The sequence below is a fragment of the Geodermatophilus sabuli genome, assembly GCF_010686765.1.
Classification (GTDB): Bacteria; Actinomycetota; Actinomycetes; order Mycobacteriales; family Geodermatophilaceae; genus Geodermatophilus; species Geodermatophilus sabuli_A.
This window is the reverse complement of record NZ_JAAGWF010000003.1, coordinates 19,805-41,374: the sequence shown is the minus strand read 5'-3', so window position 1 is coordinate 41,374 and position 21,570 is coordinate 19,805. Positions and strand designations below refer to the sequence as shown.

At 73.9% G+C, this 21,570-nt stretch carries 21 protein-coding genes; 3 read left to right on the top strand and 18 right to left on the bottom strand.

Features of this window, described 5'->3' with window-relative positions; genetic code table 11:
• Positions 1 to 75 precede the first annotated feature (75 nt).
• The 7 genes from GCU56_RS01930 to GCU56_RS01900 all read right to left on the bottom strand — a co-directional run bounded on the left by GCU56_RS01930 (position 76) and on the right by GCU56_RS01900 (position 7,613).
• Complete coding sequence (locus GCU56_RS01930; RefSeq protein WP_163479831.1) at positions 76 to 2,925, bottom strand: DEAD/DEAH box helicase; 2,850 nt, start codon at positions 2,923 to 2,925, stop codon at positions 76 to 78.
• Between the two features lie 119 nt (positions 2,926 to 3,044).
• A complete protein-coding gene (locus GCU56_RS01925) occupies positions 3,045 to 3,944 on the bottom strand; it encodes a diacylglycerol kinase family protein (RefSeq protein WP_163479830.1) in 900 nt (299 codons plus the stop codon).
• 128 nt (positions 3,945 to 4,072) lie between these two features.
• Entirely contained in the window at positions 4,073 to 5,029 is a 957-nt protein-coding gene (gene tatC / locus GCU56_RS01920; RefSeq protein ID WP_239521646.1) for a twin-arginine translocase subunit TatC, read from the bottom strand.
• Positions 5,030 to 5,052: 23 nt separating this feature from the next.
• Positions 5,053 to 5,373, bottom strand: coding sequence for a Sec-independent protein translocase subunit TatA (tatA, locus tag GCU56_RS01915; protein WP_163479829.1), 321 nt, complete (start codon positions 5,371 to 5,373; stop codon positions 5,053 to 5,055).
• 89 nt (positions 5,374 to 5,462) lie between these two features.
• Positions 5,463 to 5,654 (bottom strand): hypothetical protein, encoded by a 192-nt coding sequence (locus GCU56_RS01910; RefSeq protein WP_163479828.1) that lies wholly within the window; start codon positions 5,652 to 5,654, stop codon positions 5,463 to 5,465.
• A gap of 10 nt (positions 5,655 to 5,664) precedes the next feature.
• Positions 5,665 to 6,648, bottom strand: a complete 984-nt coding sequence (locus tag GCU56_RS01905; RefSeq protein WP_163479827.1) for a helix-turn-helix transcriptional regulator — start codon at positions 6,646 to 6,648, stop codon at positions 5,665 to 5,667.
• Positions 6,645 to 7,613, bottom strand: coding sequence for a WYL domain-containing protein (locus GCU56_RS01900; protein WP_163479826.1), 969 nt, complete (start codon positions 7,611 to 7,613; stop codon positions 6,645 to 6,647). The genes GCU56_RS01905 and GCU56_RS01900 overlap by 4 nt, the downstream gene beginning before the upstream one ends.
• Before the next feature lie 110 nt (positions 7,614 to 7,723).
• On the opposite strand from GCU56_RS01900, the gene GCU56_RS01895 reads away from it, so the two are divergent.
• Positions 7,724 to 8,827 (top strand): DUF3866 family protein, encoded by a 1,104-nt coding sequence (locus tag GCU56_RS01895; RefSeq protein ID WP_163479825.1) that lies wholly within the window; start codon positions 7,724 to 7,726, stop codon positions 8,825 to 8,827.
• An 80-nt stretch (positions 8,828 to 8,907) separates the two neighbouring features.
• Here the strand turns inward: GCU56_RS01895 and pafA are convergent, their stop codons facing one another.
• The 9 genes from pafA to GCU56_RS01850 all read right to left on the bottom strand — a co-directional run bounded on the left by pafA (position 8,908) and on the right by GCU56_RS01850 (position 17,699).
• Entirely contained in the window at positions 8,908 to 10,266 is a 1,359-nt protein-coding gene (gene pafA / locus GCU56_RS01890; protein ID WP_163479824.1) for a Pup--protein ligase, read from the bottom strand.
• A gap of 65 nt (positions 10,267 to 10,331) precedes the next feature.
• Positions 10,332 to 10,565, bottom strand: coding sequence for a hypothetical protein (locus GCU56_RS01885; RefSeq protein ID WP_163479823.1), 234 nt, complete (start codon positions 10,563 to 10,565; stop codon positions 10,332 to 10,334).
• 37 nt (positions 10,566 to 10,602) lie between these two features.
• Positions 10,603 to 11,469, bottom strand: coding sequence for a proteasome subunit alpha (gene prcA, locus GCU56_RS01880; protein WP_163479822.1), 867 nt, complete (start codon positions 11,467 to 11,469; stop codon positions 10,603 to 10,605).
• A 4-nt stretch (positions 11,470 to 11,473) separates the two neighbouring features.
• Positions 11,474 to 12,316 (bottom strand): proteasome subunit beta, encoded by an 843-nt coding sequence (gene prcB, locus GCU56_RS01875; RefSeq protein WP_163479821.1) that lies wholly within the window; start codon positions 12,314 to 12,316, stop codon positions 11,474 to 11,476.
• A complete protein-coding gene (locus GCU56_RS01870; protein ID WP_345771579.1) occupies positions 12,313 to 12,744 on the bottom strand; it encodes an endonuclease VII domain-containing protein in 432 nt (143 codons plus the stop codon). The genes prcB and GCU56_RS01870 overlap by 4 nt, the downstream gene beginning before the upstream one ends.
• A 132-nt stretch (positions 12,745 to 12,876) precedes the next feature.
• A complete protein-coding gene (locus GCU56_RS01865) occupies positions 12,877 to 13,086 on the bottom strand; it encodes a ubiquitin-like protein Pup (protein ID WP_163479819.1) in 210 nt (69 codons plus the stop codon).
• A gap of 102 nt (positions 13,087 to 13,188) precedes the next feature.
• Positions 13,189 to 14,694 carry a depupylase/deamidase Dop gene (gene dop / locus GCU56_RS01860; protein WP_163479818.1) on the bottom strand — a complete coding sequence of 502 codons (1,506 nt, stop codon included), beginning with the start codon at positions 14,692 to 14,694 and terminating at the stop codon, positions 13,189 to 13,191.
• Between the two features lie 143 nt (positions 14,695 to 14,837).
• The gene (gene arc / locus GCU56_RS01855; protein ID WP_163479817.1) at positions 14,838 to 16,616 is read right to left on the bottom strand and encodes a proteasome ATPase; all 1,779 of its coding nucleotides are present in this window, start codon (positions 16,614 to 16,616) and stop codon (positions 14,838 to 14,840) included.
• 198 nt (positions 16,617 to 16,814) lie between these two features.
• Complete coding sequence (locus GCU56_RS01850) at positions 16,815 to 17,699, bottom strand: tRNA (adenine-N1)-methyltransferase (protein ID WP_440588724.1); 885 nt, start codon at positions 17,697 to 17,699, stop codon at positions 16,815 to 16,817.
• Between the two features lie 81 nt (positions 17,700 to 17,780).
• Between GCU56_RS01850 and GCU56_RS01845 the strand changes: the two genes are divergently transcribed.
• Positions 17,781 to 18,740: a RecB family exonuclease gene (locus GCU56_RS01845; RefSeq protein WP_163479816.1), complete on the top strand. Its 960-nt coding sequence runs from the start codon at positions 17,781 to 17,783 to the stop codon at positions 18,738 to 18,740.
• A gap of 33 nt (positions 18,741 to 18,773) precedes the next feature.
• Here GCU56_RS01845 and GCU56_RS01840 read toward each other — a convergent pair whose 3' ends face one another.
• Positions 18,774 to 19,334, bottom strand: coding sequence for a dihydrofolate reductase family protein (locus GCU56_RS01840; protein WP_163479815.1), 561 nt, complete (start codon positions 19,332 to 19,334; stop codon positions 18,774 to 18,776).
• Positions 19,335 to 19,582: 248 nt separating this feature from the next.
• On the opposite strand from GCU56_RS01840, the gene GCU56_RS01835 reads away from it, so the two are divergent.
• A complete protein-coding gene (locus GCU56_RS01835; RefSeq protein WP_204331312.1) occupies positions 19,583 to 20,770 on the top strand; it encodes an amidohydrolase family protein in 1,188 nt (395 codons plus the stop codon).
• Here the strand turns inward: GCU56_RS01835 and GCU56_RS01830 are convergent.
• The gene (locus GCU56_RS01830; RefSeq protein WP_204331311.1) at positions 20,767 to 21,480 is read right to left on the bottom strand and encodes an HAD family hydrolase; all 714 of its coding nucleotides are present in this window, start codon (positions 21,478 to 21,480) and stop codon (positions 20,767 to 20,769) included. The two genes, GCU56_RS01835 and GCU56_RS01830, sit on opposite strands and share 4 nt — an antisense overlap.
• Between the last annotated feature and the right edge of the window lie 90 nt (positions 21,481 to 21,570).

Below are 21,570 nucleotides of genomic sequence, written 5' to 3'. Positions count from 1 at the left end.
GGCCCCGGGACTCCGCTCCGGGGCGTCGGGATTGTGCACCACCGGAGGTGCCCGGCCGGCGGTGTGGAGAGGCCGTCAGCCGCCCACGGCCACCGCGACCACACCCCGCCGCACCCGCTCCACGGCCTTGCGGGCGGTCGTCGACACCGGCTCGTCGGCGACCTTGGCGAGCTGGTCGAGGAGGTCGATGAGCTGCCGCGCCCAGCGCACGAAGTCCCCGCCCGAGAGCTCGGTGCCGGCCTGCTCGGCGCCGGCCAGGACGCGGTCCAGGCTCTGCCCGTCGGCCCAGCGGAAGGCCGCCCAGGCGAAACCCAGGTCCAGGTCGCGGGTGGCCGGCACGCCGTGGTCGAGCTCGACCTCCTGCAGCCGGGCGCGCACCCGCCGCATCTCGGCGATGGCCGCGGCCACCTTGCCCGCCGGCACCGCGGGCTGGCTCGCGGTGTCGCGGCGGGCCTCGTAGACCAGGGTGGACACGACGGCGGCCATCTCCGGCGGGGTGAGCCCGCGCCAGACCCCCGAGCGCAGGCACTCGGCGACCAGCAGGTCGGCCTCCGACCAGATCCGGGACAGCCGTCGCCCGTCGTCGGTGACCACCGGGACGTCGTCCACCGCGGGTACCGCCCCCGTGTCGGCGGGCACCAGCGGCACCACCTCCGGCACGAGGTAGCCCAGCTCCTCCAGGACGTCGCAGGTGCGGTCGAACTGCCGGGTGAGCGAGCCGGTGCGCTCGGCCATCCGGTGCTGCAGCGCGTCGGCCTCCCGGACGGCCCGCAGCCACCGCTCGGCCGCCCGGACCCGCTCCTCCCGGTCGGGCAGGGAGTGCACCGGGTGCGCCCGCAGCGCCTGGCGCAGGTCCTGCAGCACCGGGTCGTCGGCGGCGGCCGAGCGGTGCCGGACCCGTCGCGCGCCCAGGTCGTGCTCCACCCGGGCGTTGCGCAGGGTGGCGGCGAGGTCGCGGCGGGCGTGCGGGCTGCGGTGGTTGAAGTTCTTGGGCACCCGCACCCGGGCCAGGGCCGTGACCGGGGCGGGGAAGTCGACGGCTCCGAGCCGGCCGGCCCACTTGTCCTCGGTGAGCACCAGGGGGCGCGGTTCGGTCAGGTCGGTGATGCCGGGATCCAGCACGACGGCCAGCCCCTGCCGCCGACCGGTCGGCACCCGGATGACGTCGCCGGGGCGCAGCGCCGCCAGCGAGTCGGAGGCCTCCATCCGGCGCTGCGCCTGCGAGTCGCGGGACAGCGCCTTCTCCCGGTCGGCGATCTGCTGGCGCAGGGACGCGTACGCGCCGACGTCCCCGGAGTCCGAGTGCATGTCCAGCGCGTGCCGCTCGGCGTCCTTCTCGTGCCGGGCGGCTGCCCGGGCCAGCCCGACCACCGAGCGGTCGGCCTGGAACTGGGCGAAGGAGGAGGCCAGCAGCTCGCGGGCGCGGGCCCGGCCGAAGGAGCTGACCAGGTTGACGGCCATGTTGTAACTGGGCCGGAAGGAGGACTTCAGCGGATAGGTGCGGGTGCTGGCCAGGCCGGCGATCACCGAGGGGTCCATGCCCGGGGCCCAGACGACGACGGCGTGGCCCTCGATGTCGATGCCGCGCCGTCCGGCCCGGCCGGTGAGCTGGGTGTACTCCCCCGGTGTGACGTCGACGTGCGCCTCGCCGTTCCACTTGACCAGCCGCTCGAGGACGACGGTCCGCGCCGGCATGTTGATGCCGAGCGCCAGGGTCTCGGTGGCGAACACCGCCTTGACCAGGCCGCGGACGAAGCACTCCTCGACGGTCTCCTTGAACGCCGGGACCAGGCCGGCGTGGTGGGCAGCGAGCCCGGCCATGAGGCCCTCGCGCCACTCCCAGAAGCCGAGGACGTGCAGGTCCTCCTCGGGCAGTCCCCCGGTCCGCTCGTCGATGACCTGGGCGATCTCGGCGCGCTCGTGCTCGTCGGTCAGCCGCAGCCCGGCGCGCAGGCACTGGTCGACGGCGGCGTCGCAGCCGTTGCGGCTGAAGACGAAGGTGATCGCCGGCAGCAGGCCGGCGCGGTCGAGGCGCTCGATGACGTCGGGGCGGGCCGGCGGCCGGTACCTCGGCTTGTGCCAGTCGCGGTCCCGGCGGGAACCGCCGTTGCCGCCGCCGCCCCAGGTGTCGATCCGCCGCTCGTACTCGCGGACGTAGCGCACCAGCTCCGGGTCGACCACGCTGGCGCCACGCTCGCGGGTGGACTGACCGCGCGGCGTCTCGCCCTGCTCGGCGGCGTGCGCGGCCGGGCGCAGGCTGAACAGGTCGAACACCCGGTTGCCGACCAGCATGTGCTGCCACAGGGGGATCGGCCGGATCTCGCTCACCACGACCGACGTGTGGCCGCGGACGGTGACCAGCCAGTCGGCGAACTCCTCGGCGTTGCTCACCGTCGCCGACAGCGACACCAGGGTCACCGACTGCGGGAGGTGGATGATCACCTCCTCCCACACCGCGCCGCGGAACCGGTCGGCGAGGTAGTGCACCTCGTCCATGACCACGTAGCCGAGCCCCTCGATCGCCGGGGAGTCGGCGTAGAGCATGTTGCGGAGCACCTCGGTGGTCATCACGACCACCGACGCGTCCCCGTTGATGGCGTTGTCCCCGGTCAGCAGCCCGACGTTCTTCTCGCCGTAGCGCTCGACGAGGTCGGCGTACTTCTGGTTGGACAGTGCCTTGATCGGCGTCGTGTAGAACGCCTTGCGGCCCTCGGCCAGCGCCTTGTGGACGGCGAACTCGCCGACGACGGTCTTCCCGGCCCCGGTGGGCGCGCACACCAGCACCCCGGCCCCGGACTCGAGCGCCTCGCACGCCTCCACCTGGAAGGGGTCGAGGGAGAACGACAGGCCGGCGGTGAAGTCGGCCAGCGTGGGATGCGCACTGCGCCGCCGGGCAGCCGCGTACCGCTCAGCGGGGCTGGACATGGCTCCACGTTAGGCGCGTCGTCCGCCGTCGGCTCGGCGCCCCCACGGTGATCAGGTTCGCTGGTCCAACCGGCTCCTCCCCCGCCACCGGTCGTGAGGTCCGAGCCGGAACGGTCAGGTCACCTGATCATCGGGGAGCCCCGGCGGCCGGTGCCGATGACCGTCAGGGCCCCCGCGACGCACTCGGTGACGGCGGGCAGCGGTGCGACCGGTTCACCGTCGGCGTAGGTGGTGAGACCGGCCCCGGCCAGCTCCACCCGGGCCGCGCGGTGCACGGTCACGGCCGGGTGCTCGACGTGGGTGCCGGCGGTGAGCCGCGGCCGGGTGGCCACCAGCTCGCGGCGGCTGACCGGACCGACGACGGTGACGTCGAGCAGCCCGTCGGCGGGATCGGCGTCCGGGCAGATCCGCATGCCCCCGCCGTACCAGGCGGTGTTGCCCACCGCGATCAGGGTCACCGGCAGGGTGCTGGCCACGCCGTCCAGCACGAGCCCGACCTCCCGGGGCCGCAGCCGGGCCAGCTCGGCCAGGATCGCCAGGTCGTACCGCCGGGGCCCACGCGGCCAGCGCAGCCGGTCGGCGCGGTCGGTCACCGCCGAGTCGAAGCCGCAGCACAGCACCGTGGCCCACCACCGGCCGCCGGTGCGGCCGGCGTCCAGGTCGCGCACGTCGCCGGCCAGGAGGTCGGCCGCGGCCGCGCGGGCCGCGGCGACCGGGTCGGCCGGGGTGCCCAGCGCCAGGGCCAGGTCGTTGCCGGTGCCGGCGGGGACGACGGCGAGCGGCGTGCGCGTCCCGGCGACGGCCTGCAGGGCGGCGTGGGCGGCGCCGTCACCGCCGACGGCCACGACCGCTCCGGTGCCCGCGGCCACCGCGTCGGCGGCCTGGCGCTCGGCGTCGGCCGGGGTGGCGGCCGGCAGCACGCGGGGCCGGAGGCCCGCGTCGCGCAGGGCGGCGAGGACCGGCTCGGCGACCGCGCGGGCCCGCCCGCGCCCGGCGGACGGGCTCAGCAGGACGGCCACGCGCCGGGTCGCGCCAGAGTCAGCCCCCCTGCAGGGGCCCGCTGCGGCCCCGTCCGGAGGCTCGCCCCGAGCAGGCGAGGGGTGAGAGGGACGGGGTCCTTCCCCGGTGGGGGGCAGGGGGTCCTCTCTCAGCCGCGGGTGTGGGCGGGGCCGTCGGCCGGTTGGTCCTCGCGACGGAGGTCGTCGACGTAGGCGGGCGGCGTGGTCTCCAGCGCCGACGGCGTGGCGTCCAGCGGGGAGGCCTCGTCGTCGTCGACGTCGTGGAAGTGCTCGAGGTCGGCCCGCCGGGCCCGCCGCCGGTCGACGAACCGGGCGATCTGGATGGCCATCTCGAACAGCAGCACCATCGGCCCGGCCATGGCCAGCATCGTGAAGGGGTCCTGCGTCGGGGTGACGAAGGCGGCGAAGACGATGGTGAGGAAGAAGATCCAGCGCCGGGACTTCTTCAGCGCCTGGTAGCTGAGGACGCCGACGAGGTTGAGCGCCACGGCGATCAGCGGCAGCTCGAAGGACAACCCGAAGGCGATCAGCAGGCTGATGACGAAGCCCAGGTACAGCTCGGCGGTGAGCTGGAAGGCCACCTCGTCGCCGGCCAGGGTGAGCAGCAGCTCCAGGCCCTTGCGCAGGGTGAGGTAGGCGAGCACCGAGCCGAGGGCGAACAGCGTGGTCGAGGCGACGACGAAGCCGATCGTGTAGCGCTTCTCGTTGCGCTTGAGCCCGGGCGTGACGAACGCCCAGAGCTGGTAGAGCCAGAACGGTGAGGAGAGCACCGTGCCGGCGATGAACGCGATCTTCAGCCGGAGCAGCACCCCGCCGAAGACGTCGAGCACGACCAGCCGGCAGTCCCCGTCGCCCTGCAGCCGCAGCTCGTTGGGGAGCCGGCAGTAGGGATCGCTGAGGAAGGTCAGCAGCCCGTGGTCGTACCAGAGGAAGCCGACGACCGTGCCCAGCGCGATGGCGAGCAGCGACTTGGCGACCCGGTTGCGCAGCTCGGTGAGGTGCGCGATGAGCGACATCGTCGCCGCCGCGTCCCGCGGGGGACGCCGGCGCCGCAGCCGGGTCCGCCGCTGACCGTCCTCGCTCATCGGGGTGCCGGGGCGGACGACGGTCAGCGGGTGGTGTCGGCCGAGCCGGTCTGCTGGGCGGCGCGCGCCCGCAGCTCGGCGGCCCGGGCCTCCGCGGCCCGCGCCTCGGCCTCGAGGGCGGCGCGCTCCGGGTCGACCGGGGGCAGCACCTCGCCGCGGACCGGGGTGGTCTTGGCGGCGTCCTTGGCGCGGACGTCGTCGTCCTTCATGCCCTTCATCTCGCCCTTGAAGATCCGCAGCGAGCGGCCCAGGGAACGCGAGGCGTCGGGGAGCTTCTTGTAGCCGAAGAGCAGCAGGATGGCCAAGATGATCAGGCCGATCTCCAGCGGGCCGAGTCCGGCCATGTCGTCCTCCAAGTTCGGGTGGCTGAGACGAATGCTACGTGCCACAGCGCCCCGTGCCTCCCCCGCAACAAGGGGGGGAGAGGGTGAACTCAGGGTGAGGAACGGGTGTCCGCGGCACGGGCGGCGGTGGCCTGCAGCTGCGATCGCACCGGCGCCAGCTCGCGGTCGAACGCCGCGAGTTCCCCGGTCAGCCGCCTGAGTGCCCCGACGAGCCCGTACGCCAGGACGCCCAGCACGACGACGGCGAGGACGGCGACGGCGATCCACACCACGAGCAGCACGGACCCGACCCTAGCCCTCGCGCCCGGCGACGTCGGCGTACCGGGCCAGCGCCGCCCGTGCGTCGGCGGCCACCGCCGCGGCCACCTCGGCCGGCTCGTCGACCGTGGCGGCGCCCCCCAGGGAGGCGACCAGCCGCCGCGCCCAGGCGACGTCGGCGGTGCGGACGGCGACGGCCAGGCCGCCGGGCGGGTCGTCGACCTCGCGGGCGTCCTCGACCGGGTAGTACTCGGCCACCCAGCGCGCGGTGCGGGCCAGCCGCAGCCGGACCACCGAGGCGCCGGCCTCGGGCTGGTAGATGCCCGAGTCCACGTCCCGCTCGTGGGCCTCGGCCGGCGGGGCGGCGGGCTCGTCGAGCACCACCACGTCGTCGACCCGGTCCAGGCGGAACAGCCGGACCCCCTCGGCCCGCCGGCACCACGCCTCCAGGTACCACTTCCCGTCGACCAGCAGCAGCCGCATCGGGTCGACGGTGCGTTCGGTGCGCTCGTCCCGGGTCGGTACGTAGTAGTGCAGGTGCAGCGCGCGTCGGCGCTCCAGCCCCTCCCGGACGACGGCGAGGGCCTGCTCGCGGGCGTCCACCGACAGCGCCACGGGGCTGACCCGGTCGCCGGCGTGCCCGGCGACGGTCGACACCTTGGCCAGCGCCCGGCTGACCGCGTCCCGCTCGGCGAGGCCCGGCAGCTCCAGCAGCGTGCGCAGCGCGACGACCAGCGCGACCGCCTCGTCGGTGGTCAGCCGCAGCGGCCGCACCATGCCGGCGGTGAACGTGACCCTCACCCGGTCGCCCTCGAAGACGAGGTCGATGAGGTCGCCGGGGCCGTAACCGGGCAGGCCGCACATCCACAGCAGCTCGAGGTCGCGGCGCAGCTGCCGCTCCGGGACGCCGAAGTCGCGGGCGGCCTCGGCCAGCGGCACGCCCTCCTGCCGGGCGGTGAGGTAGGGGACGAGGGCGAGCAGCCGGGTCATCCGCTCGGTCGTCGTGGGCGCGCTCATGCCATCGCCGCCAGGCGGGTCAGCCGCTCGACGACGGCCGCGCGGACCACCGTCGGTGCCTCGACGACGATGTCGGGTCCGTACGCGGCCAGCTGGTCGGCCAGCCGCAGCGGATCGGTGGTGCGCAGCTGCAGCCGGTCGTCGCCGTCCTCACCCGGGCCGAGGGGGGTGGCGTGCCGGCGCAGCCCGATGGCGGTGCCCGGCCGCGCGCGGACGACGACGAGCTGCTCGTCGCCGCTGGACTGGCCGGCGACCATGGCGGCGAGGTCGACGTCGGCCGGCGGCTCGAAGGCACCCTCCGGGCCTGTGGCGCGCGGCGTGCCGGTCACCCGGGAGAGCCGGAACACCCGCGGTGCCTGCCGGTCGAGGTCGAGCCCGCCCAGGTACCAGCGGCCGTGCCAGGCCACCACGCCCCAGGGCTGCACGTGCCGGCGGCTGGGGGTCTCCTCGTCGGGACGGCGGTAGTCGAACTCCAGCGTCCTCCGGTCGCGCGCCGCGGCGTAGCAGGGCTCGAAGGCCGGCTCGTCGGAGTCCAGGCGCGGGCGCAGCGGGATGGCGCGGGAGGTGTCGACGTCGACCCCGGCCGCCTTGAGCTTGACCAGGGCGCTCTGGGCGGCACCGGCCAGCTGCGCGGACTCCCACAGCCGCAGCGCCAGCCCGACGGCCGCCGCCTCGTCGCCGGTGAGGGTGATCTCCGGGAGCTCGTAGTCGGCCCGGGCGATCCGGTAGCCGTCCTCGGTGTCGAAGACGCTGGTGCGGCCGGTCTCCAGGGGCACGCCCATCTCGCGCAGCTCGGCCTTGTCCCGCTCGAACATGCGCTTGAAGGCCTCGTCGGCGCGGGCGGTGCCGTCCTCGGGCTCGTAGCCCGGGACCGTCGCCCGGATCCGCGCCGCCGTCACGTACTGCCGGGTGCCGAGCAGGGCGATGACCAGGTTCACCAGCCGCTCTGCCCGCTTCGCCGCCACGCGCCCAGACTAGGGCCCCGCCACGTATCGCCACTCGGAGCGGCCCCGGTGCAGGGGCCCGCGCCCAGCCTGCGAGGCGTGGGGGGCGCCGGGGTCCTTACGCTGCCCGCGTGGGGGAACAGGGAACGACGACGCAGCGCATCCGATGGCGACGCGGCACGGTGACCGCGCTGGGCCGGGCCTGGCGGGACGCCCAAGAGCTGACCGTGCAGGTGCCCGAGGACGGTGAGCTGCGGGCGCTGGCACACCCGTCGCTGGTCGGCGTCCCCGAGGTCGGCGACGAGGTGCTGCTGAACACGACCGCCTGGGCGCAGCGGCTCGGCACCGGGGGCTACGCCCTCGTCGTCGCCGTCCCCGACCGGTTGCCGCCGGACCCTTCCGGGCCGGGGCACCTGGTCAAGGCCCGGTACACGCCGCTGCAGGTCGCCGTGCAGGGCGTCGACGAGCAGGACACCGAGCACCACCGCACCATCGCCGACGCCGAGGACCTCGGTGGCATGCCGGTCGTCGTCGCCGACCTGCACTCCGCGCTCCCGGCCGCCCTCATCGGCGTGCTGGCCACCGACCCCGACCTGGCGGTCGCCTACGTGATGACCGACGGCGGCGCACTGGTGAGCGGCTTCTCGCGCACGGTCTCGGCCCTGGCCCCGTCACTGGCCGGCGTGGTCACCGTCGGCCAGGCGTTCGGCGGGGACGTCGAGGCGGTCACCCTGCACACCGGGCTGCTGGCCGCCAAGCACGTGCTGGGCGCGGACGTGGCGATCGTGACGCAGGGGCCGGGGAACCTCGGCACCGGGACGCCGTGGGGCTTCTCCGGGGTGGCCGCGGGCGAGGCGTGCAACGCGGTCACCGTCCTGGGCGGACAGGCGGTCGGCGCGCTGCGGATCTCCGCCGCCGACCCGCGCCCCCGTCACCGCGGGGTCTCCCACCACTCGCTGACCGCCTTCGGCCGGGTGGCGCTGGCCGGCGTGACCCTGGTGGCGCCCCGGGGGCTGGGGTCCGAGCTCGGCGGGCAGGTCGAGGAGGACCTCGCCGGGCAGCCGGAGCGCAACCCGGTCGTCTGGGTCGACGTCGACGGGCTGGAGAAGGCCCTGGGACTCTCGCCCGTGCCGCTGTCGACGATGGGTCGCGGCTACGACGAGGAGCGCCCCTACTTCCTCGCCGCGGCGGCCGCCGGCCGCTACGCCGCCCTGCAGGTGCCGGTCCCCGACTGATCTCCGATCGCACCCGGGGCCAGGCCCCCTCCCGCGTCCCGCCCCGAGCGGGCGGGGGGGTGGGGAGGAGGGGCCCTTCCTCACATCGAGGCGATGAGCTTGTCCACCCGCTCGTCGACGGCCTTGAAGGGGTCCTTGCACAGGACGGTGCGCTGGGCCTGGTCGTTGAGCTTGAGGTGCACCCAGTCGACGGTGAAGTCGCGCCGCTTCTCCTGCGCCTTGCGGATGAACTCCCCGCGCAGCCGGGCACGGGTGGTCTGCGGGGGGACGTTCTTGGCCTCGAACACCCGCGGCTCGTGGGCCACCCGGTCGACCTGGTTGGCCCGCTCCAGCAGGTAGTACAGGCCCCGGGTGCGGCTGATGTCGTGGTAGGCGAGGTCCATCTGCGCGATCCGCGGGTGGGACAGCGGCAGGTCGCGCTTGGCGCGGTAGCGCTCGATCAGCGAGAACTTGGTCGCCCAGTCGATCTCGCGGTCGATCAGCGACAGGTCGCCGGAGTCGACGGCCTTGAGCACCCGCCCCCACAGCTCCAGCATCTGCCGGTGCACCGGGCCGAAGCCCTCGCGGTCGACGAACTCCGCGGCGCGGCTGTGGTACTCCGACTGGATCTCCAGGGCCGACATCTCCCGGCCGTTGGCCAGCCGCACCTTGCGCCGTCCGGTCATGTCGTGGCTGATCTCGCGGATGGCCCGGATCGGGTTCTCCAGCGTCATGTCCTTGATCGGGACGCCGGCCTCGATCATCCGCAGCACCAGGTCGGTGATGGCCACCTTGAGCAGCGTCGTCGTCTCGTTCATGTTCGAGTCGCCGACGATGACGTGCAGGCGCCGGTAGCGCTCCGCGTCGGCGTGCGGCTCGTCGCGGGTGTTGATGATCGGCCGGGACCGGGTGGTGGCGCTGGAGACGCCCTCCCAGATGTGCTCGGCGCGCTGGCTGACGCAGTAGATGGCCCCCCGCGGCGTCTGCAGCACCTTGCCGGCGCCGACGACGATCTGCCGGCTGACGAGGAACGGGATGAGGACGTCGGCCAGCCGGCTGAACTCCCCGTGCCGGCCGACCAGGTAGTTCTCGTGGCAGCCGTAGCTGTTGCCGGCCGAGTCGGTGTTGTTCTTGAACAGGTAGATGTCGCCGGTGACGCCCTCCTCGGCCAGCCGCTGCTCGGCGTCGACCAGCAGGCCCTCGAGGATCCGCTCCCCCGCCTTGTCGTGGACGACGAGCTCGGTGAGGTCGTCGCACTCGGCGGTGGCGTACTCGGGGTGGCTGCCGACGTCGAGGTACAGGCGCGAGCCGTTGCGCAGGAAGACGTTCGAGCTGCGCCCCCACGAGACCACCCGGCGGAACAGGTAGCGGGCCACCTCGTCCGGGGACAACCGACGCTGGCCGCGGAAGGTGCACGTGACGCCGTACTCGGTCTCGATCCCGAAGATCCGTCGGTCCACGATCCGACTCTAGGCCGCGACACCGACGGAAGCGCGGCCTCGGCGTGCCGCCCGGCGGGTCCCCGTCATCCCTGCCGCGCGTCCAGCCGGCCGAGCAGGTCGTCGGCCACCTCCCCGATCTCCCGGTGGTCGTCCTGCGCCGCGCGTTGCTCCGCGTGGACCAGCGCGGCCCGGTCCACCGGGCGGAGGTCACCGAAGGGGAAGGCGTGGCGCTTCTCGGTGTCGACGTCGACCCGGCCGGCGTCGATCAGCTCCCGCGCCCCCCGGACGCCGGGCCGGTCCACCTCGCAGCTGGGCATGCGCCCGGCCCACCCCGCCGGCGGCCGGAGGACGCCGTCAGGTGGTGGGGGCCTGTCCCCCGCTGCCGGCCGTGCCACCGGTGTCGGGGGCGCTGGGGTCGCCGAGCCCGGCGGGGGTGCCCGGGGCCGGCGTGCTGGGCGCGTGAGCGGCGGTGTGCGGCTCCTCCACGTCCTCGACGGCCGCGACGTCGCCCCGGTCGAGCAGCCGGTGCAGGGCGGCCCCGACGACCCGGCGGAAGGCGCGCTTGGGCCGGCGCCGGTCGAGCACGGCGACCTCGATCTGCTCCGCCGTGAGCAGCTTCGGGCCGCCGTCGGCGCCGGCCGTCGTGGCGGGGCTGACCGCGGACAGGGCCTGCACGCCGACCTGGAGCGCCTCGGCCAGGCTCATGCCGGGCAGGTAGTGCTCCCGCAGGTTGCCGCTCACGGCGTCGGCCTGACCGCCCATGACGATGAAGTCGGGCTCGTCGACGACCGAGCCGTCGAAGGTGAGCCGGTAGAGCTGGTCGTTCTCCGGGGTGTCGCCCACCTCGGCGACGCAGAGCTCCACCTCGTAGGGCTTGGTCTGCTGGGTGAAGATCTCGCCGAGGGTCTGGGCGTAGGCGTTGGCGATGACCCGGCCGGTGACGTCGCGCCGGTTGTAGGAGTACCCGCGGACGTCGGCCAGCCGCACACCGGCCACCCGGAGGCTCTCGAACTCGCTGTACCGGCCGACGGCGGCGAAGCCGATGCGGTCGTAGATCTCGCCGACCTTGTGCAGCGTCGAGCTGGGGTTCTCGGCGATGAACAGCACACCGTCGGCGTAGGTCACCACGGCGACGCTGCGACCGCGGGAGATGCCCTTGCGGGCGTACTCCGAGCGGTCCCGCATGAGCTGCTCGGGCGAGGCGTAGTACGGCATGGTCATGGGATCAGCCCTGCCCGTCCGCGGCGGACCGCTCGGTGACGATGGTGGCGGCGACGGCGGAGACCTCGTCGTCGGTCAGCCGGACGGCGCCCTCGGCATCGACCCGGTAGACGATCGGGTACAGCCGGCGCACCGGGTCGGGCCCGCCGGTGGCGGAGTCGTCGTCGGCGGCGTCGTAGAGGGACTCGACGACCGTGCGGGTGGCGTCGGCCGCCGAGAGGTCCGGCCGCCACGTCTTCTTCAGCGAGCTGCGGGCGAACAGCGATCCGGAGCCGACGGCCGAGTAGCCGCGCTCCTCGTAGTTCCCGCCCGTGACGTCGTAACTGAAGATCCGCCCCGGGGAGGTGCCCGGCGCCGCGTCGAGGTCGTACCCGGCGAACAACGGGACGACGGCCAGGCCCTGCATGGCGGCGCCGAGGTTGCCGCGGATCATCTGGGCCAGCCGGTTGGCCTTGCCGTCGAGGGAGAGGGTGAGGCCCTCGATCTTCTCGTAGTGCTCGAGCTCGACCTGGTAGAGCTTGACCATCTCGATGGCGATGCCCGCCGCGCCCGCGATGCCGATGACCGACCAGGCGTCCGCCGCGTACACCTTCTCGATGTCCCGGCTGGAGATCAGGTTGCCCATGGTGGCGCGCCGGTCGCCGCCCATCAGGACGCCGTCCGCGTAGGTCACCGCGACGATCGTGGTCCCGTGCGGGGTGAGGTCACCGGCCGGCAGCGGCGGCACCGGACGGCGGCCCGGCAGCAGGTCGGGCGCGGCCGACGCCAGGAAGTCGGTGAACGAGGAACCCACCCGGTCCAGGTACGCGGGCGAGAACCCGCTCCGGCCAGCTGACGACTCGGTCACCCATCCACCTCTCCTGCCGCACCCTGTCGGCGTTCCCCGTTGACCCGTCCGGTGGACCGCGTGCCTCGGGCCGCACCAGGACGTCGCTGCGACCCTACCGGCGGCTCCCCCGGTCGGCCGTCGGCCCCGGGCCGGACGCCCGGTGTCTCCGGGAGCCGGGCGAGGGCCTGCTGCTCGCGATGACCCTCGGCGTACAGCGCGGCGACGTGCATGAGGCCGGGATCGTCCGCGAACTGGCCCAGCCCGCCGTTGCAGGTGGAGCACAGCAGCGCCCGCACCGCTCCGGTGACGTGGTCGTGGTCGACGTGCGCCGCCGGCGCGGTCCGGCAGATCGCACAGAGCCCGCCCTGGTACTCGAGCTTCGCGTCGGCTTCCCCAGCCGTGATGCCGTACCGCCGTGTGAGGTGGTACGTCCGCGCCCCGCCCACTCCGTCTGTCGATGCTCTGCCGCGCGCGTTGTGACAGGGCTTGCCGTGGGTGTACGTCCCACTGCGAGTGGCGCGCGTCCCGGGGAAGTCCGCCACGACTTCGACCAATTCGAGAGAATCAGCCGAGGATGGTCACTGACCCCCTTTTTGCACATACGACCTGACGAACTCCTCGGCGTTCTCCTCGAGGACCTCGTCGATCTCGTCGAGGATCGAGTCGACGTCCTCGCTCATCTCCTTGTGACGCTCGGCGACCTCGGTGTCGACCGACGCCTCCGCCTCGTCGGTCTCCTCCCGGGTCCGCGTCGCCTTCTGCTGCCCGCCGGTGTCCCTCGTGGCCATGGGGTGCCTCCAGGTCTCGGTGCACCTCGCGTGTGCGCTGGTGCCTGAGCCGAAGTTACCCGCGCCCGGTGACGATCGGGTGTCGACCGGCAGGGCGGTGGATCAGCCGCCGGTGATGGTGTCGACCAGCTCCTGCGCGCTCGACGTCGACTCGAACAGGCCCCCCACGTGATCGCGGGTGCCGCGCAGCGGCTCCATCGTCGGGATCCGTACCAGGTTCTCCCGGCCGAGGTCGAAGACCACCGAGTCCCAGGAGGCGGCGGCCACCTGGGCCGGGTAGCGCCGCAGGCACTCCCCGCGGAAGAAGGCGCGGGTGTCGGTGGGCGGGTGCACCATCGCCCGCGTCACCTCGTCGTCGGCGAGCAGCCGCTGCATCGACCCGCGGGCCACCAGCCGGTGGTACAGCCCCTTCTCCGGACGGACGTCGGAGTACTGCAGGTCGACCAGGTGCAGCCGGGAGTCGCCCCAGCCCAGCCCGTCACGGGAGCGGTAGCCCTCCAGCAGCCGCAGCTTGGCCGGCCAGTCGAGGCGGTCCGCGCAGCGCATGGGGTCGACCGCGAGGTCCTCGAGCACCTCGGCCCACCGGCGCAGCACGTCGGCGGTCTGCTCGTCGCCGTCCCCGCGCCGGTCGACGTGCCGCTGGGCCATCTCCAGATAGGCCTCCTGCACCTCCAGAGCGGTCATCCGGCGCCCGTCGCGCAGCCGCACCTTGTGCGACAGGGAGGGGTCGTGGCTGACCGCCTGCAGGGCCGCCACCGGCTCCTCCAGCGAGAGGTCCTGGGTGAGCGTCCGCGCCTCGATCATCGCCAGCACGAGGGACGTCGTCCCGACCTTCAGGTACGTCGACAGCTCGGCGAGGTTGGCGTCGCCGATGATCACGTGCAGCCGGCGGTACTTGTCGGCGTCGGCGTGCGGCTCGTCGCGGGTGTTGATGATCGGCCGCTTGAGCGTCGTCTCCAGGCCCACCTCGACCTCGAAGAAGTCCGCCCGCTGGGAGAGCTGGAAGCCCTGCGTCCGGCCTTCCGTGCCGATGCCGACCCGCCCCGACCCGGCGACGACCTGGCGGGTCACGAAGAACGGGATCAGCCCGCGGATGATGTCCAGGAACGGTGTCCGCCGGTCCATCAGGTAGTTCTCGTGGGCGCCGTAGGAGGCGCCCTTGCCGTCGGTGTTGTTCTTGTACAGCTGGATCGGCTGGGTACCCGGGATCCGGGCGGCCCGACGGGCCGCCTCGGCCATCACCTGCTCCCCCGCCTTGTCCCACAGGACGACGTCACGCGGGTTGGTGACCTCCGGCGTCGAGTACTCCGGGTGCGCGTGGTCCACGTAGAGCCGCGCGCCGTTGGTGAGGATGACGTTGGCCATCCCCGAGTCCTCGTCCAGGTCGTTGTGGTCCAGCGCCTGCGCCGGCGACAGGTCGAACCCGCGGGCGTCGCGCAGCGGCGACTCCTCCTCGAAGTCCCAGCGCGGCCGCCGTGGGGTCGGCGCCTCGGCCACCGCCCACGCGTTCACGACCAGGCTGGACAGGGTGGTCGGGTTCGCCGACGGCTGCCCCGGCACCGAGATGCCGTACTCGATCTCGGTCCCCATGACCCGCCGCGCGCTCATGCACCAACCCTAGAAGGACCCTGCTACCCCCCACGCCTCGCGGGCTCGGCGCGGGCCCCGGCAGCAGGGCTGCACCGAGCCCGGTACCCGGCGGGCTCGGCGCGGGGCCCCGGCAGCAGGGCCCCGCGCCGCGTCCCCGGCCGTCAGAGGTACTGGCCGGTGTTGGTCGCGGTGTCGATGGCGCGGCCCGACTCGCTGCCCTTGCCGCTGATGAGCGTGCGGATGTAGACGATCCGCTCGCCCTTCTTGCCCGAGATCCGCGCCCAGTCGTCGGGGTTGGTGGTGTTGGGCAGGTCCTCGTTCTCCTTGAACTCGTCGAGGCAGGCGGCCATCAGGTGGCTGACCCGCAGACCGGACGTGCCGGTCTCCAGGAACTCCTTGATCGCCATCTTCTTCGCCCGGTCGACGATGTTCTGCAGCATGGCGCCGGAGTTGAAGTCCTTGAAGTAGAGGACCTCCTTGTCACCGTTGGCGTAGGTGACCTCGAGGAAGCGGTTCTCCTCGCTCTCGGTGTACATCCGCTCGACGGTCCGCTGGATCATCCCGGCGATCGTGGCCTCGCGGCTGCCGCCGTGCTCGGCCAGGTCGTCGGGGTTGATCGGCAGCGACGTCGTCAGGTACTTGCTGAAGATGTCCCGGGCCGCCTCGGCGTCCGGCCGCTCGATCTTGATCTTCACGTCCAGGCGGCCGGGCCGCAGGATCGCCGGGTCGATCATGTCCTCGCGGTTGGAGGCGCCGATGACGATGACGTTCTCGAGTCCCTCGACGCCATCGATCTCGCTGAGCAGCTGCGGCACGATCGTCGACTCGACGTCGGAGGAGACGCCGGAGCCGCGGGTGCGGAAGATCGAGTCCATCTCGTCGAAGAAGACGATGACCGGCGTCCCCTCGCTGGCCTTCTCCCGGGCGCGCTGGAACACCAGGCGGATGTGCCGCTCGGTCTCCCCGACGTACTTGTTGAGCAGCTCCGGGCCCTTGATGTTGAGGAAGAACGACCGCCCGGAGTTGGTGCCCTCCTCGCCGCGCAACGCGGCGACCTTCTTCGCCAGCGAGTTGGCCACCGCCTTGGCGATGAGCGTCTTCCCGCAGCCGGGCGGGCCGTACAGCAGGATGCCCTTGGGCGGCCGCAACTCGTACTCGCGGAACAGGTCGGCGTGCAGGAACGGCAGCTCGACGGCGTCGCGGATCTGCTCGATCTGCCGGGAGAGCCCGCCGATGTCGCCGTAGTCGATGTCGGGGACCTCTTCGAGGACGAGCTCCTCGACCTCGCTCTTGGGGATCCGCTCGTAGACGTAGCCCGAGCGGGTCTCCAGCAGCAGCGAGTCCCCGCTGCGCAGCGGCTGCCCGGTGAGGGAGTCGGCGAGGAAGACCACGCGCTCCTCGTCGGTGTGGCCGATGACCAGCGCCCGGGGGGTGACCCCGTCCACCGGCTCGAGCAGCTCCTTGAGCATGACGACGTCGCCCTGGCGCTCGAAGGACCGCGCCTCGACGACGTTCATCGCCTCGTTGAGCATGACCTCCTGGCCGGGGCGCAGCTCGGTCACCTCGACGTTCGGCGAGACCGAGACACGCAGCTTCCGACCGCTGGTGAACACGTCGACCGTGCCGTCGTCGTACCGGTTCAGGAAGACGCCGTACCCGGACGGCGGCTGACCGAGCCGGTCGACCTCCTCCTTGAGCGTGACCAGCTGCTCGCGGGCGTCGCGCAGCGTGCCGGCCAGCTTGTCGTTGCGCTCGGACAGGAACGCCGCGCGACCCTCCGCCTCGGCGATCCGCTCCTCCAGCGCACGGACCTGGCGGGGACTGTCGGCGACCTTGCGCCGCAGCAGTCCGATCTCCTCCTCCAGGTAGGAGATCTGGCTGAGCAGTGCCGCCACGTCACGCTCACGCCGCGCTCGGAACTCGTCGGGACCCAGGCCCATCGCGCACCTCCGCACACATCGGGGGAGCCAGGAGGCAAATCTATACACGCCTGACGACAGCGTGCCGGGGGCTCGCGGGACCCCGGTACCGACCACGCTACGGCTGGGTTCCGGAACGTCCCACCCGCCCCGGTGGTGCGATCGCCACGCAGCCGGGCCCCGCCGCCGGCGTGCGACGGGTGGGGGCGGAAGGGCCTCCTACTTGTGCGCGCGCCGCTGCCGCAGCGGTGCCGTGACCCCGTCGGCGAGCCGGCGGGCGGTCACCAGGAAGGCGGTGTGGGCGACCATCCGGTGCTCGGGCCGGACCGCCAGGCCGACCGCGTGCCACGGCCGGATGAGCGACTCCCAGGAGTACGGCTCGGTCCACACGCCCTGGGCGCGCAGCGCCTCGACGTAGGTGGACAGCTGGGTGACGGTGGCGACGTAACCGACGAGGACGCCGCCGGGCCGCAGCGCCGCCGCGACCGTGGGCAGCACCGCCCACGGCTCGAGCATGTCGAGGACGACGCGGTCCACGGTCTCCTCCGCCGGGTGCTGGGCCAGGTCACCGAGCCGCAGGGACCACGTGCCGGGCACCTCGCCGAAGAACGCCGCCACGTTCGACCGGGCGACCTCGGCGAAGTCCTCTCGACGCTCGTAGCTGGTGAGCGATCCCTCCGAGCCGACCGCCCGCAGCAGCGAGCAGCTCAGCGCCCCCGAGCCGGCGCCGGCCTCCAGCACCCGCATGCCGGGGCCGACGTCGCCGAAGCCGACGATCTGGGCGGCGTCCTTGGGGTAGATGACCTGCGCGCCGCGCGGCATGGAGAGCACGAAGTCGGCGAGCAGCGGCCGCAGGGCCAGGTAGCCGGTGTTGGCCGTCGAGTGCACGACCGACCCCTCCGGCGCGCCGATGAGGTGGTCGTGCTCGATCGCCCCGCGGTGGGTGTGGAACTGCTTGCCCGGCTCGAGGACGACGGTGTGCAGCCGGCCCTTGGGGTCGGTGAGCTGGACCCGGTCACCGGCGACGAAGGCCCCGGCGACCGGCTGCGCGGGCGGTTCCGGCATCTCGACGACGGGTCCGGGGTCCTGCTGCTGATCGTCCACGGGCGGCCAGCCTACGGAGCCGTGCCGCACGTCTCGGCGCGCGCACTCGGAACTGTCGGTGGACCGACCTAGCCTCGGGACATGACGACGGCGACGGTCACCGGGCAGCCCGCGGAGGCGGCTGCCTCTTCCCCGGACACCCCCGTCGACGCGACCGGGCCCCTCGAGCAGCAGGCTCCGCGTCGGCCCTCGCTGTCCCCCAGCCGGGCGGCGGACTTCAAGACCTGCCCGCTGCTCTACCGGTTCCGGACGATCGACCGGCTGCCCGAGCGCAAGAGCCTGGCCGCGGTCCGCGGCACGCTGGTGCACACGGTCCTCGAGCAGCTCTACGACCTGCCTGCCCGGGAGCGGACGCCGGAGGCCGCCCGCGAACTGGTGGCGCCCGCCTGGGAGCAGTTGCGCGAGGACCCGTCCGTGGCCGAGCTGTTCGCCGAGGGCGGCGCGGCCGACGACCAGCCCGCGGAGCAGTCGCTCCAGGCGTGGCTGGCGTCTGCGGGCAAGCTGGTGGAGACGTACTTCTCGCTGGAGGACCCGTCCCGCATCGAGCCGCAGGGCCGCGAGGAGCTGGTCGAGGTCACCCTGCCCGACGGGCTGCTGCTGCGCGGCTACGTCGACCGGCTCGACGTCGCGGCCAACGGCGCGCTGCGGGTGGTCGACTACAAGACCGGGTCGATGCCCCGCGAGGCGTTCGAGGGCAAGGCCCTGTTCCAGATGAAGTTCTACGCGCTGGTGCTCTGGCGCACCCGCGGCGTCGTCGCCAGCCAGCTCAAGCTGCTCTACCTCGGCGACGGCGACGCGCTGACCTATGCGCCCGACGAGGCCGAGCTGGTGCGCTTCGAGCGGACGCTGCTGGCCATCTGGGCGGCGATCGAGCGGGCGGTGGCCACCGGCGACTTCCGGCCCAACCGCACCCGGCTGTGCGACTGGTGCGACCACCAGGCGCTCTGCCCGTCGTTCGGCGGCACGCCTCCGCCGTTCCCCGCCGAGGCGGCCGCGGCGGCCGGCTGGCCGGCCCTCCTGCCGGTCGTCGAGCGGGACTGACCGCCACCGTCCTGGCCGCCGGCCCCGGGGTGGCTACGGGCGGACGCGGTGGTGCAGGTGCACCACGCCGCTGGCGAACCGGCGCTCCCCGACCAGCTCGAGCTCCAGGCGCACGCCGTCGGGCAGCGCCCGCAGGCCGCCGCCGACCAGGTGCGGCACGAGGAACAGGTGGCACTCGTCGACGAGGCCGGCGGCGAACGCCTGGCCGGCCAGGTGCGGCCCGCCGACGGAGAGATCCCGGTCGGCGGTCGCCTTCAGCCGCCGGACCTCCTCCGGGTCGAACTCACGCACGACCCGCGTCCGCGCGCTCGCGACCGCCTCCAGCGTCCGCGAGTGGACGACCTTGTCCGCCGCCCGCCAGACGGCTGCGAAGTCCCGCGCCTCCGGCGGGTCGTCCGGGCCGTCGAAGGCCGTCTCCCAGCCCACCATCACCTCGTAGAGGCGGCGTCCGTAGAGGTACGTCCCGATCGGGCGGACGAGGTCGTTGACCGCCGTGTGCACCTCCGCGTCGGGCACGGCCCAGTCGAAGGAGCCGGCGTCGTCGGCCACGTAGCCGTCGAGCGAGGCGATCGCTGCGTACACCAGGCGGGCCATGGCGAGTGCTCCTCCGTGCGGTCGTCGGTGCGGGGCCGGGGCAGCGTGGCACGCCTCCCGCGGTCGCGGGCGGCCCGCGGGACCCGCGACCGGCACGCGAGCGGAGGTCCTCGACCTGCTGGCCCGCGGTCGCCGGACCGAGGACGATGCCGACGTCGAGGTCCGTGGCGACCTGCACGACCGCGTGTCGGTCGGGGTCGCCTCGGACGGGCCGGCCCCGCGCCGGACCCGCAGCCCGAGGAGGTCCCGTGCACGGCTACCGGGCACCCCGTGCCTTCGACGGCGAGCGGTTCCTCCCCGACGGCGCCCTCGTGCTCGTCGAGGACGGCGCCATCGTGGCGGTGCAGCCGGCCTCGGCACCCGCTCCGGCCGGGTGCCCGGTCACCGACCTCCCGGCCGGGACGCTGCTGCCCGGCCTCGTCGACACGCACGTCCACCTCTGCGCCGACGACAGTCCGCGGGCGCTCGACCGGATCCCGGAGCTGTCCGCGGACGAACTCGACGCGGTCATCAGCACCGCGGAGCAGCAGCAGCTGCGCGCCGGCGTGACCACGGTCCGGGACCTGGGCGACCACCAGTGGGCAGTCGTCGAGCGCGCTCGCGCCGGTACCGACGGGCCCACCGTCGTCGCCGCCGGACCACCGATCACCTCCCCTGGCGGGCACTGCTGGTCGATGGGCGGGGAGACGTCCGGCGTGGACGCGCTGCGCCGGGCGGTCCGGGAGCGGGTCGACCGGGGCGCCGGCGTCGTCAAGGTCATGGCCAGCGGCGGGCTGCTGACCCCGGGGACCGACCTGTTCGCGTGCCAGTTCTCCCTCGAGGAGCTCCGGGCCCTGGTCGAGGAGGCGCACCGGCACGGGCTGCCGGTCACGGCGCATGCGCACGGCCTGTCCGCCGTGGAGCGCAGCTCCGCCGCCGGGGTCGACGGCATCGAGCACTGCAGTTGCCTGACCCCCGACGGCGTGCGGACGCCACCGGACCTGGCCCGTCGGCTCGTGGCCGCGGGCACGTCGGTGTGCCCGACGCTCGGCCGCGTGCCCGGGATCGACCCCCCGGCGCACGTGCAGGCCAGGATGCAGGCAGTGGGCGCGACGTACGAGGCACAGCTGCCCAACGCCGCGGCGCTGTACCGCGCCGGGGTGACCCTCGTCGCCGGTACCGATGCGGGGATCGGACCGGTCAAGCCGCACGGACTGGTCCCGCTCGCGGTCGCCGAACTGGTCGGCTCCTGCGGGGTGCCGGTGACCGACGCGCTGGCGGGAGCCACCGGCGTCGCGGCCCGCACCTGCGGTCTGGCCGATCGCACCGGCCGGCTGCGGGCCGGGCTGGACGCCGACCTGCTGGCCGTGGACGGCGACCTGGCCACCGACGTGACCTGCCTGCAGCGGCCGCGACTGGTGCTGTCCCGCGGGCGCGAGGTGCGCCTGGCGGGCTAGACCCGGGCGTCCACGGCCTGCCGGGCGGCGAGCACGTCCACCAGGTCGCCGAGGCCGACCCCCGCGAGGGCCTCGCGGAGCACGAGGCCCGGCGCCGGGGACAGCTCCTGCAGGGACGGCACGCCCAGGACCGCCGCGCCGGCGGCCAGTCCGGCGGTGACCCCGGCCGTCGAGTCCTCCACCACGACGCAGCCGGACGCCGGCACCCCGAGGGCGGCCATCGCCTGGCGGTAGGGCGCCGGGTCGGGCTTGCGGGCGGGCACCTCGTCGCCGCAGACGGTGTGGTCGAAGGGCGGCACGTCGGGGAACGCCCGGTCGATCGCGCCGAGGACGATGTCGGCCAGCCGCCGGGGCGTGGTGGTCACCAGGGCCGTGGGGACGGCGGCGTGCCGCACCTCCGTCAGCAGCTCCCGCGCGCCGGGCCGCCAGTGGATCTCCCCGGCCAGCAGCTCCGCGGTCGCGTCCTCCACCCAGCGCCCCGCGGCGAGCAACTGCTCCTCGGTGCGCTCCAGGCCCAGGTCGGCGTGCAGGATCGCCATCGACACCGCGATGCTCGTGCCGACCGTCTGCTCCCGTGCCTTGGCCGACATCTCGCCGCCGAGCCGGCGGGCGAGCGCCGCCATGGCCTCGCCCCAGTGCTGCTCGGTCTCCACCAGGGTGCCGTCCATGTCGAAGAGGACGGCGGAGAGGACGGGCGCGCGGGAGACCATCCCGGCCACGCTACGCGCGGTGGACCGGGCGTCCGGTCGCCCCGGAGGGCGACGTCGGCCACACGCACGGGTCCGATCGCACGGTCCCGC

Bases quoted from the DNA above. Each gene is read 5' to 3' on its own strand.
- GCU56_RS01930 (WP_163479831.1), bottom strand. From the start codon at position 2,925: ATGTCCAGCCCCGCTGAGCGGTACGCGGCTGCCCGGCGGCGCAGTGCG.
- tatC (WP_239521646.1), bottom strand. From the start codon at position 5,029: ATGAGCGAGGACGGTCAGCGGCGGACCCGGCTGCGGCGCCGGCGTCCC.
- tatA (WP_163479829.1), bottom strand. From the start codon at position 5,373: ATGGCCGGACTCGGCCCGCTGGAGATCGGCCTGATCATCTTGGCCATC.
- GCU56_RS01905 (WP_163479827.1), bottom strand. From the start codon at position 6,648: ATGAGCGCGCCCACGACGACCGAGCGGATGACCCGGCTGCTCGCCCTC.
- GCU56_RS01885 (WP_163479823.1), bottom strand. From the start codon at position 10,565: ATGCCCAGCTGCGAGGTGGACCGGCCCGGCGTCCGGGGGGCGCGGGAG.
- prcA (WP_163479822.1), bottom strand. From the start codon at position 11,469: ATGACCATGCCGTACTACGCCTCGCCCGAGCAGCTCATGCGGGACCGC.
- GCU56_RS01865 (WP_163479819.1), bottom strand. From the start codon at position 13,086: ATGGCCACGAGGGACACCGGCGGGCAGCAGAAGGCGACGCGGACCCGG.
- dop (WP_163479818.1), bottom strand. From the start codon at position 14,694: ATGAGCGCGCGGCGGGTCATGGGGACCGAGATCGAGTACGGCATCTCG.
- arc (WP_163479817.1), bottom strand. From the start codon at position 16,616: ATGGGCCTGGGTCCCGACGAGTTCCGAGCGCGGCGTGAGCGTGACGTG.
- GCU56_RS01845 (WP_163479816.1), top strand. From the start codon at position 17,781: ATGACGACGGCGACGGTCACCGGGCAGCCCGCGGAGGCGGCTGCCTCT.
- GCU56_RS01840 (WP_163479815.1), bottom strand. From the start codon at position 19,334: ATGGCCCGCCTGGTGTACGCAGCGATCGCCTCGCTCGACGGCTACGTG.
- GCU56_RS01830 (WP_204331311.1), bottom strand. From the start codon at position 21,480: ATGGTCTCCCGCGCGCCCGTCCTCTCCGCCGTCCTCTTCGACATGGAC.